Below are 14693 nucleotides of genomic sequence, written 5' to 3' on the forward strand. Positions count from 1 at the left end.
GAGCTATTTCATATCCTCATGGGTTGGATGTCACGACCTGCGCCTGATGCTCGGCCAGGCGAGCTCTGACGAAGCGAAACAAGACATGGACTATCAGGCCGGCAAGCGAAAGGAAGGCGATCACGGCGGCGACGAAGAACGCGTCGCCATAGGCAAGCATATTGGCCTCGCGGCTTACCTGCGCGCCGAGCAGCGCCATCCCCTCTCCCTTCAGGAGCGCGCTGTCACCGATGACCTTGCCATAGGAGGATGAAAGCTGGCTGACACGCTCGGCGACATGCGGGTCGGTCAGCAGCACGCGCTCGGTCAGCACGGCCGAGTGAAACTTTTCGCGGATGATGATGAGCGTGCCATAGAAGGCCGAGCCGATGAGGCCGCCTATGCTCTGCGTAAACATGAAAACGACGAAGAAGGTCACCAGATAGGGTGGCCCCTTGCCGAGCGCCGCCTTGAAACCCTCCGACATGGATGGCGGCAGGAACAGAGCCGCGCCGGCTGCCACCAGCGCCTGGCTGAGATACATCTGCTCAGGTCGCGTCAGGTTTGTCACCTGCGAATCCATCAGACAGCCGACGCCCATCAGGATCAGCGCCACGAACTGGATCTGCCAGCCGAAACCATAGCTCATGAATACCGTGCAGATGAGCCCGCCGATGACGGAAAAGGCCAGGATGATCCAATAGAGCATGGCCAGCTGGTCGTAGAGCAGGCCGACCGCATTCTGATAAAAGGTCATGACGACGTAGGTCTGCTCGGCCGCGATCAAGCGGAAAATCAGAAGGATCGCCGTCAGATGGAGGATTTCCGGCCGCAGCAGCCAGCGAACGTCCATGAGCGGTGTCGATCTCCTCAGATCGACGACGATCGCAAGGGTCAAGGATGCGATGCTGACCGCCAGCACAATGCCAAGCCATGGCACCTCCAGCCACCAATAGAGGCGCCCGACCGACAAGGCGACCGCCAGACAGCCGAAGCCGATCGCAACCAGCAGATAGCTGAAGATGTCACCCAGAACGATGACCTTGACGCGCGGCGGCGGCGTCAGCGGCAGCAGGTAGATGATTGGCATGACCAGAAGCGCCAGCGCCATCTCGAGCGTATAGAGGCCACGCCATTCGCCATAATCCAGCAGCGAGGGCGATACCAGCCGGGTAATCGGAGCGGCAAGCAACGTGTTCATCATGGCCAGGCTGACGCCGACCGTCAGCTTCTTGGCGGGCTCGAAGGCCTCCAGCATATAGAGGAAGCCGAGCGTCGAGAGCGGCGCGCCGGCAATGCCGCTGAGAAAACGGACGACGATGGCCGAATGCAGGTCGGAAACGAAGAGATTGAGCAGCGAAGCAAGCACGAAGCCGAGAATGCTGACCTCGGCAAAATTACGTACGCCATATTGCAGGCGGATCTTCACCAGCGCGATGGCGAGGCTGACATTCGGCGCCATGTAGGCCGCCGAGAGCCAGACGGATTCGGTGGTCGTCGCGGCGATGCTGCCCTGAATCTGCGTGAGATTGGCAAAGGCGAGATTGAGACCCAGGCCCTGGGTCAGAAAGAACATTACCGATGCCGCTATATAAAGCGGCACTTTCCAGCCAGGCACGGGCGGTGGAGCGGCAGGAACGGCGTTGGCTTCCTCTTTGGGGACCGAGCCTGGCTCGCCGCTCATGCGCTACCTCATGATTTGCCCACATTCTGAAGATTGGCGGTCATGGCGCGGATCACCTTTAGCGCCATCCCGACATCCTCATCCGAAATCCCCTCCAAGATATCCGCGCGGACACCGGTGGCAAGAGCCTCGACCTCAGCGGCGACCACTTTTCCGGATTCCGTCATGAAGATCTGCTTGGCACGGCGATCCGACACGGCGGCGCGACGCTCGATGAAGTTCTGCGCCTCCATGGCATCGAGGATGCGCACCAGCGTCGGCGTTTCCAGCTCCAGCTCGTCGGCAAGCTCTCTCTGGTTGATTCCGTCCCGCCGGGAGAGCTTGCGAAAGACCCTCGCGCGGGAGAGAGTCATTCCGTGTTCGCGAACGAGCGCATCAAAAGTTGCCCTCAGCTTGCGATTGAACGCAGAAAGGTCGTCGAAGAGTTCTTGTCTTGATGGCGCACCTGGCATTATTACAACTTTATACTATTAGCATCCTACCCTAATTCAAAGGAAATACCCGGATTTTCCCGGCTTTTCAAGCATGATAGCCGCAACAATTGATGTACACGGCGAAAGACCCGGCTAAAATATTCCCCACGAATGGTTTGCATATGTGATTCGTGTGTCGATCTTTTCGTTGCAAAGTGGCCACAAGAGATTTTTTACGTGGCGGAAATCTGTCCCTGTGGACGAGTGGAAAAACGTTGATAGGCCAGGCCTATTCGCTCCACTCCGGGTGCCCGCCCATTTGCGCGGTTGACCATGACATCGGATCATCGCAAACCAGTCGACACCCTAAAGTATGAAGAGATGGAAAATGAACGAAGTTCCGGGCAAGCTCACCGCCATTGCTGCCGCCGACCAGCATTATCGCGAAGCGCCCAGCAATATCGAGGCGGAGCAGGCCCTGCTTGGCGCCATCCTCGTTAACAATGATGCCTACTACCGCGTTTCCGACTTCCTGAAATCCATCCATTTCCACGAGCATTTGCACCGGAAGATCTTCGAGGTCGCCGGCGACATCATCCGCATGGGCAAGCGAGCCGACCCGGTCACCATCAAGAACTTCCTGCCGGCCGACGAAAAGGTCGGCGACATGACGGTTGCACAATATCTCGCGCGTCTTGCCGTCGAGGCCGTGTCGATCATCAACTCGGAGGATTATGGCCGCGCCATCTACGATCTGGCGCTGCGTCGAGCACTGATCACCATCGGCGAGGACATGGTCAACATCGCCTATGACGCGCCGCTCGACATGCCGCCGCAGACGCAGATCGAGGATACCGAGCGCCGGCTGTTCGAACTGGCCGAAAACGGCCGCTACGACGGCGGCTTCCAGTCGTTCAACGATGCCGTGGCGCTTGCGATCGACATGGCGGCCGTCGCCAAGGAGCGCGATGGCGGCCTCTCCGGCATATCCACGGGCATCCATACGCTCGACAGCAAGATGGGCGGTCTGCAGCGCTCCGACTTGATCGTCCTTGCCGGTCGTCCCGGCATGGGCAAGACCTCTCTTGCCACCAACATCGCCTACAACATCGCCGCAGCCTTCGAAGGCGAAGTGCAGGCCGATGGCACCACCAAGGCGAAGAACGGCGGCGTCGTCGGCTTCTACTCGCTGGAAATGTCGTCCGAACAGCTCGCCACCCGTATCATCTCCGAGCAGACGGAAGTCTCCTCGTCGAAAATCCGTCGCGGCGACATCAACGACGCCGACTTCGAAAAGCTCGTGGCCTGCTCGATGATGATGCAGAAGGTGCCGCTCTACATCGACCAGACGGGCGGCATCTCGATCGCCCAGCTATCTGCGCGCGCGCGCCGTCTGAAGCGTCAGCGCGGCCTCGATGTGCTGGTGGTCGACTACGTTCAGCTGATGACGGGCTCGGGGAAATCGAACGAGAACCGCGTCCAGGAAATCACCCAGATCACCACCGGCCTGAAGGCACTCGGCAAGGAGCTGAATGTTCCGATCATCGCGCTCTCGCAGCTGTCGCGTGCGGTCGAAAGCCGCGACGACAAGCGGCCGCAGCTCTCCGACCTTCGCGAATCCGGCTCGATCGAGCAGGACGCCGACGTGGTTCTCTTCGTGTTCCGCGAGGAATATTACGTCAAGAACCAGGAGCCGCGCGATCCGAACGATCCAAAATATGCGGAATGGGAAGCCCTTTTCGAGCGTGTGAAGGGTACGGCCGACGTCATCATCGCCAAGCAGCGTCACGGACCGACGGGCACGGTGAAACTTGCCTTCCAGTCGGAATTCACGCGCTTTGCGGACCTCGCCGATTCCTCATTCATTCAGTACGAGGAACACTGAGGCAGGAACTTGGCGGCGCATCTGTGCGCCGCGGCACTTTTTCTTTTCATCAATGACCATTATTCTGGCCGGAGCCAAATCACCTCCGGCCATTTCCTTGTTCAGGCAGCTCCATGACAGACAACTTCGATGACGATGATGCTTTCGCTTCCGCCGGCCTAAGGCTGACCGTGGATCTCGGCGCGCTCGTCGAAAACTGGCGCGACCTGGGCCGTCGCTCGGGGAAGGCCCGCACGTCGGCGGTCGTCAAGGCCGATGCCTACGGGCTCGGGATCGAGGATGTCGGCGAAACCCTTTATGCCGCCGGCGCTCGCGACTTCTTCGTCGCCACTGCGGACGAAGGCGCGACCTTGCGGCTCTATGCACCCGAGGCACGCATCTTCGTCCTCAGCGGCATCTGGCCGGGCTTGGAGCGCCGGTTCTTCGAGAACGACCTCGTGCCGGTCATTGCCTCGGAAGAGCAGCTGACCTTCTGGATGTCGGTACTATCGGACTATGGCGACTATCCCTGCGCGCTGCAGGTCGATACTGGCTTCAACAGGCTCGGACTGCCGATGGACGATGCGATCGCGCTTGCCGACGACGTCTCCCGCCCGGCGAGTTTTGCGCCGGTTCTGGTGATGAGCCACCTTGCCTGCGGTGACGATCCCGCCAATGCGATGAACAGGCAGCAGCTCGAAGCCTTCCGCAAGGTCAGCGCTGCCTTCGAAGGCATCGAGGCGAGCCTTGCCAATTCGGCCGGCATTTTTCTCGGATCGGAGTATCATTTCGACCTCACCCGCCCCGGCATCGCCACCTATGGCGGCGAGGCGGTTCCCGGCATGGCCAATCCGATGCGTCCGGTCGCGACGGCGGAAGCGCGGATCATCCAGACCCGTTCGGTCAAGGCAGGCGAAACGGTGGGATATGGCCGCGCCCTGCAATTGACCCGCGACAGCCGGCTGGCGATCGTCTCGGCAGGTTATGCCGACGGCTACATGCGCAGCCAGTCGAGCGGCGGCGTGCCTCTGCGCCAGACCGGCGTTGCCGGCGGTCATGGCTTCATTGCCGGCCATAAGGTGCCGGTCGCCGGCCGCATCACCATGGACCTCACCATTTTCGATGTCACCGACCTGCCTGACAACGTTGCCCGCGCCGGCGACTATATCGAACTCTTCGGCAACAACATCCCGGTGGACGAGGCCGCAAAGGCTGCCGGCACCATCGGCTATGAGATGCTGACCAGCATGGGGCTGCGGCACGAGCGCCGGTATATCTCGGAAGAGGCTGAGGAATAGCCCGGCTTTCCGGATGGAAAGCCGCAGCCTGATTTTCCTGAGATGCTTTAGCGATCCATGATCGCTAGCCGGACGCCAAGCGCGACGAACAGCGAGCCGAGGCCTCGATCGAGCCATAGGCCGAAGCTGCGATTGCGCCTCAAGGCTTCGCTGAGGCGACCACCGAGCAGGATGATCGGCGGCTCGATGAAGGCGGCAACGACGATGATCAGGCTGCCATGCAGCATAAGCTGCGCCCAGACGGGGCCTGCGCCTTCAACGACGAATTGCGGCAGGAAGGCCAGAAAGAAGATCGCCATCTTCGGATTGAGCAACGAAACCATGATGCCCTGGCGATAGAGGCGGCTGAGGGGCAAAGCGTTGCCAGCCTCCTTGATCCATGCCCCCTCGCCCTTGGAGCGCAGCGCCTGGATGCCGAGCCAGATCAGATAGGCGGCGCCAACCCATTTGATTGCCGAGAAGGCCATCGCAGATGCGGCGAGGATCGCCGACAGGCCAACGGCCGCCATCAGCACATGCAGGCACGCCCCGGTCCAGATTCCGAACAGCGCCGCGAAGCCGGAGCGGATGCCGCTTCTGATCGTATGGCCGAGAATGTAGGCGAGATCCGGCCCCGGCGACAAGTTAAGAAGGATCGCGGCGGTGAGAAATCCGATCCAGTGCGCAAGCGAATAGTCAAACATTCGTCATCATCCATAAAAACCCGGCATAAAAACTGACACGATCGCCATTGATACGGAAATCATTAGTTTTGATAGGCGGGGAAAGACATTATCTGTCAGCCGATCGCGATTCGCTGCGAAAAGCGACGCATTTGAACTCGAGAACAGCATCCGATGGCCAAGGCCCGCACACAATTCATCTGCCAGAACTGCGGCACGGTCCACAATCGCTGGGCCGGCAAGTGCGACGGTTGCGGCGCATGGAACACCATCGTCGAGGAAGATCCGATGGGCGGGATCGGCGGCGGTCCCGCAAAGACGCCGCGCAAGGGCAAGCCCGTCACGCTCACATCGCTTTCGGGCGAGATCGAGGAAGCGCCACGCATCCATACCGGCATCTCCGAGCTTGACCGCGCCACCGGCGGCGGCTTCGTGCGCGGCTCGGCGGTTCTCGTCGGCGGCGATCCCGGCATCGGCAAGTCGACATTGCTGATGCAGGCGGCTGCGGCACTCGCCCGCCGAGGGCACAAGATCGTTTACGTATCGGGCGAGGAGGCCGTGGCGCAGGTTCGCCTGCGCGCCCAGCGTCTGAAAGCGGCCGACACCGACGTGCTGCTCGCGGCCGAAACCAATGTCGAGGATATCCTGGCGACGCTTTCGGAAGGCAAGCGGCCGGATCTCGTCATCATCGATTCTATCCAGACGCTCTGGAGCGAGCTTGCCGAATCCGCGCCCGGCACGGTCACGCAGGTGCGCACCGGCGTCCAGGCGATGATCCGCTTTGCCAAGCAGACTGGGGCCGCCATGGTGCTGGTCGGCCACGTTACCAAGGACGGCCAGATCGCCGGACCGCGCGTCGTCGAACACATGGTCGATGCCGTCCTCTATTTCGAGGGCGACCGCGGTCATCATTACCGCATCCTGCGCACGGTGAAGAACCGCTTCGGCCCGACCGACGAGATCGGCGTGTTCGAAATGTCCGACGCCGGGCTGCGCGATGTGCCCAATCCGTCTGAACTCTTCCTTGGAGAACGCAACGAAAAGTCGCCGGGTGCAGCTGTCTTTGCCGGTATCGAGGGTACGCGCCCGGTACTGGTGGAAGTGCAGGCGCTGGTCGCGCCGACATCGCTCGGCACGCCGCGCCGCGCCATCGTCGGCTGGGATTCGGCCCGCCTTTCGATGATTCTCGCCGTTCTGGAAGCGCATTGCGGCGTCAGGCTCGGCCAGCACGATGTTTACCTCAATATTGCCGGCGGCTACCGTATTTCCGAGCCGGCCGCGGACCTTGCCGTCGCTTCTGCACTGGTTTCCTCCCTGGCCGGTCTTGCTCTGCCCGCCGATTGCGTCTATTTCGGCGAAGTCAGCCTGTCGGGCGCCGTCCGGCCGGTTGCGCACACCGCCCAGCGCCTCAAGGAAGCCGAGAAGCTGGGATTTTCCGGGGCTGTCCTGCCTGCCGCTTCCGCCGATCTGCCGAAGGTCAATGGCGGACGCTGGAGCGAGATCGACAGCCTGCCGGATCTGGTGGCGCGCATTGCTGGATCGAAGGGTGCGCTCAAGCGCGCGGAAGACGAGGACTGAGCCTTACTTCAGCCGTTCTTGGCGAAGAAGAGGCTCATGATTGAGGCCGATGCCGACCATAAGGTCCGGCAAGTCTTGAAGTGGATTATAAATGCCCATTACGATTTTCGACGGTATTGTTATCGGCGTTCTTCTCTTCTCCGCCGTTCTGGCCATGGTTCGCGGCTTTTCGCGCGAAATCCTCTCGATCGTCAGCTGGGGCGGCTCGGCAGTCGCCGCCTACTATCTTTATCCGCTGCTCGTTCCCTATGCCCTGCAATACAAGGCCGACACCAAGATCGCGACGATCGCGTCTGCCGCCGTCATCTTCCTGCTGGCGCTGATCATCATTTCCTTCATCACCATCCGGATTGCCGATTTCATTATCGACAGCCGCATCGGCGCGCTTGACCGGACCCTCGGCTTCCTGTTCGGGGCCGCTCGCGGCCTGCTCCTGATGGTGGTCGTCGTGGCTTTCTGGAATTGGCTGGTGGCGCCTGCCGCCCGTCCGGACTGGGTCAATAATGCCAAGTCCAAGCCTTTCCTCGATTCAATGGTCGAAAAGCTGAAGTCGGCGCTGCCTGAAAACGTCCAGGCCATGCTGCCGCCGGAGATCATCAACAAGATCGCGCCGAACCAGCAGCAACAGACGCAGCCGCAGACCGGTGGCGACAACGCCGCGCCGAACGATACCGCGCCGTCTGACGATGCGCCGGCGCCGCAGACAAACAATTGACGGTGCGTTTACAGGCTTGACCTGCCGCCCGAGAATCGCCATTTGAGCGGCGTGACAATGAAAGATCCGGCCCGATATTTTTTCCGGCCGGATTTTCAGCTATTTTAATGGTCACTCGTGACGCCGCCCCGATCCGCCCACGTTGAGAGCAAAGGCCCGCAGCCATGAACCATTCCGTTTCCTTCGAGGACGACATCGACGGCGATACGCTGCATGAAGAATGCGGCATCTTCGGCATTCTGGGACATCCGGACGCGGCGACGCTAACGGCGCTCGGCCTCCACGCCCTGCAGCATCGCGGCCAGGAAGCGGCCGGTATCGTCTCCTTCGACGGGCAGCGCTTCCACTCCGAGCGGCGGATGGGCCTTGTCGGCGATCACTATACGGACCCTGCCACGCTCGCCCGCCTGCCCGGCGACCGCTCGATCGGCCATGTACGCTACTCGACCACGGGCGAAACCATCCTGCGCAATGTTCAGCCGCTGTTTGCGGAGCTTGAAGTCGGCGGCATCGCGATTGCCCATAACGGCAATTTCACCAACGGCCTGACCATGCGCCGGCAGCTGATCGCGGACGGCGCCATCTGTCAGTCGACCTCGGATACCGAAGTCGTCCTGCATCTTATTGCCCGCTCCAAGCAGACCTCCTCTTCCGATCGCTTCATTGACGCCATCAGGCAGATGGAAGGCGGCTATTCGATGCTCGCCATGACGCGCACGAAGCTGATCGCCGCCCGCGACCCGATCGGCATCCGGCCCCTAGTCATGGGCGAACTCGACGGCAAGCCGATCTTCTGCTCGGAAACCTGCGCTCTCGATATCATCGGCGCGAAATATGTTCGCGACGTCGAGAACGGCGAAGTCGTCATCTGCGAGATCCAGCCGGACGGTTCGATCACCATCGACGCCCGCAAACCCGAGGTTTCCCGGCCCGAGCGTCTCTGCCTGTTCGAATATGTCTATTTCGCTCGCCCCGATTCCGTCGTCGGCGGCCGCAACGTCTACGTTGCCCGCAAGAACATGGGCATCAATCTTGCCAAGGAAGCGCCCGTTGCCGCCGACGTGGTCGTACCGGTGCCGGATGGCGGCACGCCCGCAGCCATCGGCTATGCGCAGGCGAGCGGCATTCCCTTCGAACTCGGCATCATCCGCAATCACTACGTCGGCCGCACCTTCATCGAGCCGACGCAGCAGATCCGTGCTTTTGGCGTGAAGCTCAAGCATTCGGCCAACCGCGCCATCATCGAGGGCAAGCGCGTCGTGCTGGTCGACGATTCCATCGTGCGCGGCACGACCTCGGTGAAAATCGTGCAGATGATCCGCGATGCCGGCGCCAGCGAAGTGCATATCCGCGTCGCCAGCCCGATGATCTTCCATCCGGACTTCTACGGCATCGACACGCCGGATGCCGACAAGCTGCTCGCCAACCAGTACAGCAACCTGCAAGCCATGTGCGACTATATCGGTGCCGATTCGCTGGAATTCCTGTCGATCGACGGGCTTTATCGCGCCGTCGGCGGCGAACCGCGCAACAATGCGCAGCCGCAGTTTACCGACCATTACTTCACTGGCGATTATCCGACACGCCTGCTCGACAAGGAGAGCACCAGCAACGTGCGCAAGCTTTCCGTTCTCGCCAGCAACGGTTGACCTCATAAGCGGTTGACCCCAAAAAGGTTGACGGGGCGTCCCGCCCCTATCCCTTCGCAACATATCCGGATCAAGACAGCATGAGCGTCAATCTCAAGGACAAGATCGCCCTCGTCACAGGCGCATCGCGCGGTATCGGCTATTTCACCGCACTGGAACTGGCCAAGGCGGGCGCGCATGTGATTGCCTGCGCCCGCACGGTCGGCGGCCTTGAGGAACTGGACGACGCCATCCAGGCGGCCGGCGGCTCAGCGACGCTCGTCCCCTTCGATCTCGCCGACATGAATGCCATCGACGCGCTCGGCGCCTCGATCTTCGAACGCTGGGGCAAGCTCGATATTCTGGTTGCCAATGCCGGCGTCCTCGGCGTGATCTCGCCGATCGGCCATGTCGAAGCCAAGGTCTTCGAGAAGGTGATGACCATCAACGTGACAGCCACCTGGCGGTTGATCCGCTCGGTCGAGCCGCTGCTGATGCGCTCCGAGGCCGGCCGCGCCGTTATCCTCTCTTCGGCCGCCGCCCATCGCTGCCGGCCCTTCTGGGGTCCCTATTCCGCCTCCAAGGCCGCCGTCGAGGCGCTGGCGCGCACCTGGGCCGGCGAAGCGGAGAATACGCCGCTGCGCGTCACCAGCGTCGATCCGGGCGCGACCCGCACCGCCATGCGCGCCCAGGCCATGCCCGGCGAAGATCCCGATACGCTGCCGCACCCTCGCGCGGTCGCCCAGGCGATCCTGCCGCTTGTCGGTCCCGATGTCACCGAAACCGGCAAGCTTTTCGTCGTGCGCGAAAACAAGCTCGTCGACTACCGGATGCCGGAATAAAAAACAGCCTCTCCCGCTGCGCGAGAGGCTTTCTCCCTACTTGACCAAATTCTTCCGGCGCGCGATAAAGCCGCCCATGAAAACGGTTATCTGCATTATCTGCCGGAAGATTATTCGCTAGCGTTTCGCTGGCCTGGCCGTTTTCGTCTCCCAAAATCCAAGATGACAAACGTCCGGCCTGCCGGTGACGGTATTTTTTCGGATTTATGCCTTGGGAGAGTGACATGGCCGCCGAGCCGCAATTGAAGTTCTACAACACGCTGACGCGCGAAAAGGTCGATTTCCAGCCGATCGACCGCAACAACGTCCGCATGTATGTCTGCGGCCCCACGGTCTATGACTTCGCCCATATCGGCAATGCACGCCCGGCGATCGTCTTCGACGTGCTGTTCCGGCTGCTGCGACAGCTATATGGTGAAAGCCATGTCACCTATGTCCGCAACATCACCGACGTCGACGACAAGATCAACGCGCGCGCGCTGCGCGACCATCCCGGCCTGCCGCTGAACGAGGCGATCCGCCTGGTGACGGAAAAAACCGAGCGGCAGTATCGCGAGGATACCACGGCACTCGGCTGCCTGGAGCCGACGGTGCAGCCGCGCGCAACCGACAACATCGCGCAGATGATCGCGATCATCGAGACGCTGATCGCCAAGGGCCATGCTTATCGCGCCGCCGGCGAAGTGCTGTTCGACACCAAATCGATGGCGGATTACGGCCAGCTTTCCAAGCGCAATCTCGACGAGCAGCAGGCGGGCGCCCGTGTTGCAGTCGACGCCCACAAGAAGAGCCCGGGCGATTTCGTGCTGTGGAAGCTGTCGGACGAGAACGAGCCGGGTTGGGAAAGCCCGTGGGGCCGCGGCCGTCCGGGCTGGCATATCGAATGCTCGGCCATGAGCGGGCGCTATCTCGGCGACGTCTTCGACATTCATGGCGGCGGTCTGGACCTCATCTTCCCGCACCATGAAAACGAGATCGCCCAGTCGCGTTGCGCGCATGGCACGCATACCATGGCGAATGTCTGGATGCACAACGGCTTCGTGCAGGTCGAGGGCCGCAAGATGTCGAAATCGGAAGGCAATTTCGTCACCATCTACGAGTTGCTCGAGACGGACAAGCTCGGCGGCCGGACATGGCCGGGCGAGGTGCTGAGGCTTGCCATGCTGATGACGCATTATCGCGAGCCGATCGACTTTTCCGTCAAGCGGCTGGAAGAGGCAGAGCGGCTGATTGCCAAATGGCCGGCGGCGGACGTCAGCGATGCGACACCGGATCAGACGGTTCTTGCCGCTCTCGGCGATGATCTGAACACGGTTGCCGCGATTCAGGCGCTGCATGCACTGGCGCAAGCCGCCAATGCCGACGCCAGCCTCCTGCCCGTCTTCGCGGCCAGCGCCGATCTTCTCGGCCTGCTGCCGAAGAAGGCAGAGGTCGACGACGCCGTCGTCACGGAGATCGATGCCAAGGTGCGCCAGCGCCTGGAGTTGCTGAAGGCCAAGAACTTCGCCGAGGCCGACAAGCTTCGCGAAGAGCTGACGGCAAGAGGTGTTCAGCTCAAGGACGGCAAGGATGCGGCGACGGGCGAGCGGACCACGAGCTGGGAGGTCAAGCGGTGAGTATAGCCCACACCGGCGGCTGTCAGTGCGGCGCGGTTCGCTTCCAGGTGCGGGGCGAACTGAAGGATGCCTCGATCTGTCATTGCCGCATGTGTCAGAAGGCCTTCGGCGCCTATTATGCGCCGCTGGTCTCGACGCGTGGCGCCGAGCTTCAATGGACGCGCGGCGAGCGGAAGCTGTTCCAATCATCGAATTATGTGAAGCGCGGTTTCTGCGGGGATTGCGGCACGCCGCTGACCTATGAGGCGCCGGATGGCATTGCCGTCGCCGCCGGGGCCTTCGACGATCCCTCGCAACTGCCGCCCGTCATCCAGTACGGTACGGAAGCCAAGATCGGCTTTGTCGATACATTGCACTTGCTGCCGGGACACCGGACGGAAGAGGATGCCGAGCAAGCGCCCTTCGTGCTCGAACTTGTGTCGTACCAGCATCCCGATCACGATACCGCGCAATGGCCACCGGAGAGCGGCAAATGACAATCACGGCGGGACATAGCGGTGGATGCCAATGCGGCGCGGTTCGCTATCGTACCGCCAGCCCGCTCGGCTATCCGCATCTTTGCCATTGCCGCATGTGTCAGAAAGCATCCGGTAACTACGCCTTGCCGTTGGGCAGCGCCAGACGCGGCGATTTCGAGCTGACGCGCGGCGTGCCCACGTGGTTTCATTCGTCGGATCTTGTGCGCCGCGGCTTTTGCGGCACCTGCGGAACGCCATTGTTCTATGATGTGCCCGGCACGGATTCCATCAATGTGACACTTGGCTCATTGGATGAACCAGCGCTGGTCCAACCCGTCGCGCAATCGAACCGCACGGGAAAGATGCCCTGGTTCCATGCACTCGACGTGCTGCCAATGGAACCGGATGAGGATGGCTCGGATCGAGCTATATCGATCAGGCTCTCCAATCACCAACATCCCGATTACGACACCCAAACCTGGCCGGAGGAGAAGAGCCATGAGTGAAGCTACCAGAAGCGGAGGATGCCAATGCGGCGCGGTGCGGTTTCGCATTCGCGGCGAGCTCGGCCGGCCGTCGATCTGTCATTGCCGCATGTGCCAGAAGCAGTTCGGCAGCTTCTTCTCCGCCCTGGTGACGGCACCGGACGACGGCCTTGAATGGACGCGCGGCGCGCCGACCTATTTTCAGTCCTCCGTCAACATCGACCGCGGCTTCTGCAAGAACTGCGGGACGCCGATGACCTACCGCCATCCGGGTGGCCTCGAAATCGCCATCGGTGCTTTCGACGAGCGCGACGATCTCGCCCCGCAGGTCCAGGTCAACCATGCCTACCGCCTGCCCTGGGTGGAGACGATCTTCGAGAAGCCCGTCCATCTGGACCCGGATTTCTACGCGCGGCAGGAACAGATCATTTCCTTCCAGCATCCCGATCACGATACGGATGTCTGGCCGGCCGAGGGGTTGAAGATATGACGGAGGCCCTGCGGACACTCTATCCGGAGATCGAGCCCTATGCTTCCGGTCATCTCGATGTCGGAGACGGCCATGTGATCTATTGGGAACGGGTGGGAACGCCCGGCGCCAAACCCGCGGTTTTCCTGCATGGCGGCCCGGGTGGCGGCATCTCGCCAAACCATCGCCGCGTGTTCGATCCGGCGCTTTATGACGTCACGCTGTTCGACCAGCGCGGCTGCGGGCGGTCGACGCCGCATGCCGGCCTCGAGGCCAATACGACCTGGCATCTGGTTGACGATATCGAGCGGCTGCGGGACATGGCCGGCGCGGAAAAATGGCTTGTGTTCGGCGGCTCCTGGGGGTCGACTCTGGCGCTCGCCTATTCGGAGACCCATCCGCATCGCGTTTCCGAACTGGTCGTGCGCGGCATTTATACCCTGACGAGAGCCGAACTCGACTGGTACTATCAGTTCGGCGTCTCGGAAATGTTCCCCGACAAATGGGAGCGCTTCGTCGCGCCCATCCCACCGGAAGAGCGCCATGAAATGATGGCCGCTTATCACCGGCTGCTGACGCATCCCGAAAAGGCTGCCCGCCTGGAGGCCGCCAAGGCATGGTCGATCTGGGAAGGCGAGACGATCACCCTTTTGCCGGAGCCATCCGTCAGCACGCAGTTCGAAGATGCGGAATTCGCGCACGCCTTCGCCCGCATCGAGAACCATTTTTTCGTCAATGCCGGCTGGCTCGAGGAAGGCCAGTTGCTGCGCGATGCGCACAAGTTGAAGGATATTCCCGGCGTCATCGTTCATGGGCGCTACGACATGCCCTGCCCGGCACGGTATGCCTGGGAACTGCACAAGGCCTGGCCGAAAGCAGAATTTCATCTGATCGAAGGCGCAGGCCATGCCTCGTCGGAGCCGGGCATTCTCGATCAACTGGTTCGCGCGACGGACAAGTTTGCAGGCAAAGCATAGGCCAGCCGCCCCAGTATCAATGACC

At 61.6% G+C, this 14693-nt stretch carries 14 protein-coding genes; 11 read left to right on the forward strand and 3 right to left on the reverse strand.

Translation table 11 applies throughout. The annotated features are described in order from the left end of the window. Positions 1–16 precede the first annotated feature (16 nt). Positions 17–1663, reverse strand: a complete 1647-nt coding sequence (locus BJ928_RS01190) for an MFS transporter (RefSeq protein ID WP_047627189.1) — start codon at positions 1661–1663, stop codon at positions 17–19. 8 nt (positions 1664–1671) lie between these two features. Beyond that, positions 1672–2115 (reverse strand): MarR family transcriptional regulator, encoded by a 444-nt coding sequence (locus tag BJ928_RS01195; RefSeq protein ID WP_047627190.1) that lies wholly within the window; start codon positions 2113–2115, stop codon positions 1672–1674. A gap of 349 nt (positions 2116–2464) precedes the next feature. Between BJ928_RS01195 and BJ928_RS01200 the strand changes: the two genes are divergently transcribed. Continuing rightward, positions 2465–3961, forward strand: a complete 1497-nt coding sequence (locus BJ928_RS01200; protein WP_047627191.1) for a replicative DNA helicase — start codon at positions 2465–2467, stop codon at positions 3959–3961. A 113-nt stretch (positions 3962–4074) separates the two neighbouring features. Then, positions 4075–5238, forward strand: a complete 1164-nt coding sequence (gene alr, locus BJ928_RS01205; RefSeq protein ID WP_047627192.1) for an alanine racemase — start codon at positions 4075–4077, stop codon at positions 5236–5238. A gap of 47 nt (positions 5239–5285) precedes the next feature. Here alr and BJ928_RS01210 read toward each other — a convergent pair whose 3' ends face one another. Further along, positions 5286–5921: a LysE family translocator gene (locus BJ928_RS01210; protein WP_047627193.1), complete on the reverse strand. Its 636-nt coding sequence runs from the start codon at positions 5919–5921 to the stop codon at positions 5286–5288. A gap of 153 nt (positions 5922–6074) precedes the next feature. On the opposite strand from BJ928_RS01210, the gene radA reads away from it, so the two are divergent. The 9 genes from radA (at position 6075) to pip (ending at position 14668) form a co-directional block, all read left to right on the forward strand. Beyond that, positions 6075–7478 carry a DNA repair protein RadA gene (radA, locus tag BJ928_RS01215; protein ID WP_047627194.1) on the forward strand — a complete coding sequence of 468 codons (1404 nt, stop codon included), beginning with the start codon at positions 6075–6077 and terminating at the stop codon, positions 7476–7478. Between the two features lie 91 nt (positions 7479–7569). Next, complete coding sequence (locus tag BJ928_RS01220; RefSeq protein ID WP_047627195.1) at positions 7570–8193, forward strand: CvpA family protein; 624 nt, start codon at positions 7570–7572, stop codon at positions 8191–8193. A gap of 164 nt (positions 8194–8357) precedes the next feature. After that, entirely contained in the window at positions 8358–9842 is a 1485-nt protein-coding gene (gene purF, locus BJ928_RS01225) for an amidophosphoribosyltransferase (RefSeq protein ID WP_047627196.1), read from the forward strand. Between the two features lie 80 nt (positions 9843–9922). Next, the gene (locus BJ928_RS01230) at positions 9923–10663 is read left to right on the forward strand and encodes an SDR family NAD(P)-dependent oxidoreductase (protein WP_047627197.1); all 741 of its coding nucleotides are present in this window, start codon (positions 9923–9925) and stop codon (positions 10661–10663) included. A 224-nt stretch (positions 10664–10887) separates the two neighbouring features. Beyond that, on the forward strand, positions 10888–12279 hold the full coding sequence (gene cysS, locus BJ928_RS01235) for a cysteine--tRNA ligase (protein WP_047627198.1): 1392 nt from the start codon (positions 10888–10890) through the stop codon (positions 12277–12279). Then, a complete protein-coding gene (locus BJ928_RS01240; protein WP_047627199.1) occupies positions 12276–12755 on the forward strand; it encodes a GFA family protein in 480 nt (159 codons plus the stop codon). The genes cysS and BJ928_RS01240 overlap by 4 nt, the downstream gene beginning before the upstream one ends. Then, entirely contained in the window at positions 12752–13243 is a 492-nt protein-coding gene (locus BJ928_RS01245) for a GFA family protein (RefSeq protein ID WP_047627200.1), read from the forward strand. Before BJ928_RS01240 ends, BJ928_RS01245 begins: the two co-directional genes overlap by 4 nt. Then, entirely contained in the window at positions 13236–13712 is a 477-nt protein-coding gene (locus BJ928_RS01250; protein WP_047627201.1) for a GFA family protein, read from the forward strand. Before BJ928_RS01245 ends, BJ928_RS01250 begins: the two co-directional genes overlap by 8 nt. After that, positions 13709–14668, forward strand: coding sequence for a prolyl aminopeptidase (pip, locus tag BJ928_RS01255; RefSeq protein ID WP_047627202.1), 960 nt, complete (start codon positions 13709–13711; stop codon positions 14666–14668). The genes BJ928_RS01250 and pip overlap by 4 nt, the downstream gene beginning before the upstream one ends. Positions 14669–14693 lie beyond the last annotated feature (25 nt).

It is taken from the genome of Rhizobium sp. WW_1 (assembly GCF_003610155.1).
Lineage (GTDB): Bacteria > Pseudomonadota > Alphaproteobacteria > Rhizobiales > Rhizobiaceae > Rhizobium > Rhizobium tropici_A.

What these genes read in the sequence shown, in the direction of transcription:
- radA (WP_047627194.1), top strand. Translation starts at nt 6,075, where the DNA reads ATGGCCAAGGCCCGCACACAATTCATCTGCCAGAACTGCGGCACGGTC.
- BJ928_RS01220 (WP_047627195.1), top strand. Translation starts at nt 7,570, where the DNA reads ATGCCCATTACGATTTTCGACGGTATTGTTATCGGCGTTCTTCTCTTC.
- BJ928_RS01195 (WP_047627190.1), bottom strand. Translation starts at nt 2,115, where the DNA reads ATGCCAGGTGCGCCATCAAGACAAGAACTCTTCGACGACCTTTCTGCG.
- BJ928_RS01190 (WP_047627189.1), bottom strand. Translation starts at nt 1,663, where the DNA reads ATGAGCGGCGAGCCAGGCTCGGTCCCCAAAGAGGAAGCCAACGCCGTT.
- BJ928_RS01230 (WP_047627197.1), top strand. Translation starts at nt 9,923, where the DNA reads ATGAGCGTCAATCTCAAGGACAAGATCGCCCTCGTCACAGGCGCATCG.
- pip (WP_047627202.1), top strand. Translation starts at nt 13,709, where the DNA reads ATGACGGAGGCCCTGCGGACACTCTATCCGGAGATCGAGCCCTATGCT.
- BJ928_RS01250 (WP_047627201.1), top strand. Translation starts at nt 13,236, where the DNA reads ATGAGTGAAGCTACCAGAAGCGGAGGATGCCAATGCGGCGCGGTGCGG.
- alr (WP_047627192.1), top strand. Translation starts at nt 4,075, where the DNA reads ATGACAGACAACTTCGATGACGATGATGCTTTCGCTTCCGCCGGCCTA.
- purF (WP_047627196.1), top strand. Translation starts at nt 8,358, where the DNA reads ATGAACCATTCCGTTTCCTTCGAGGACGACATCGACGGCGATACGCTG.
- BJ928_RS01245 (WP_047627200.1), top strand. Translation starts at nt 12,752, where the DNA reads ATGACAATCACGGCGGGACATAGCGGTGGATGCCAATGCGGCGCGGTT.
- BJ928_RS01210 (WP_047627193.1), bottom strand. Translation starts at nt 5,921, where the DNA reads ATGTTTGACTATTCGCTTGCGCACTGGATCGGATTTCTCACCGCCGCG.
- cysS (WP_047627198.1), top strand. Translation starts at nt 10,888, where the DNA reads ATGGCCGCCGAGCCGCAATTGAAGTTCTACAACACGCTGACGCGCGAA.
- BJ928_RS01200 (WP_047627191.1), top strand. Translation starts at nt 2,465, where the DNA reads ATGAACGAAGTTCCGGGCAAGCTCACCGCCATTGCTGCCGCCGACCAG.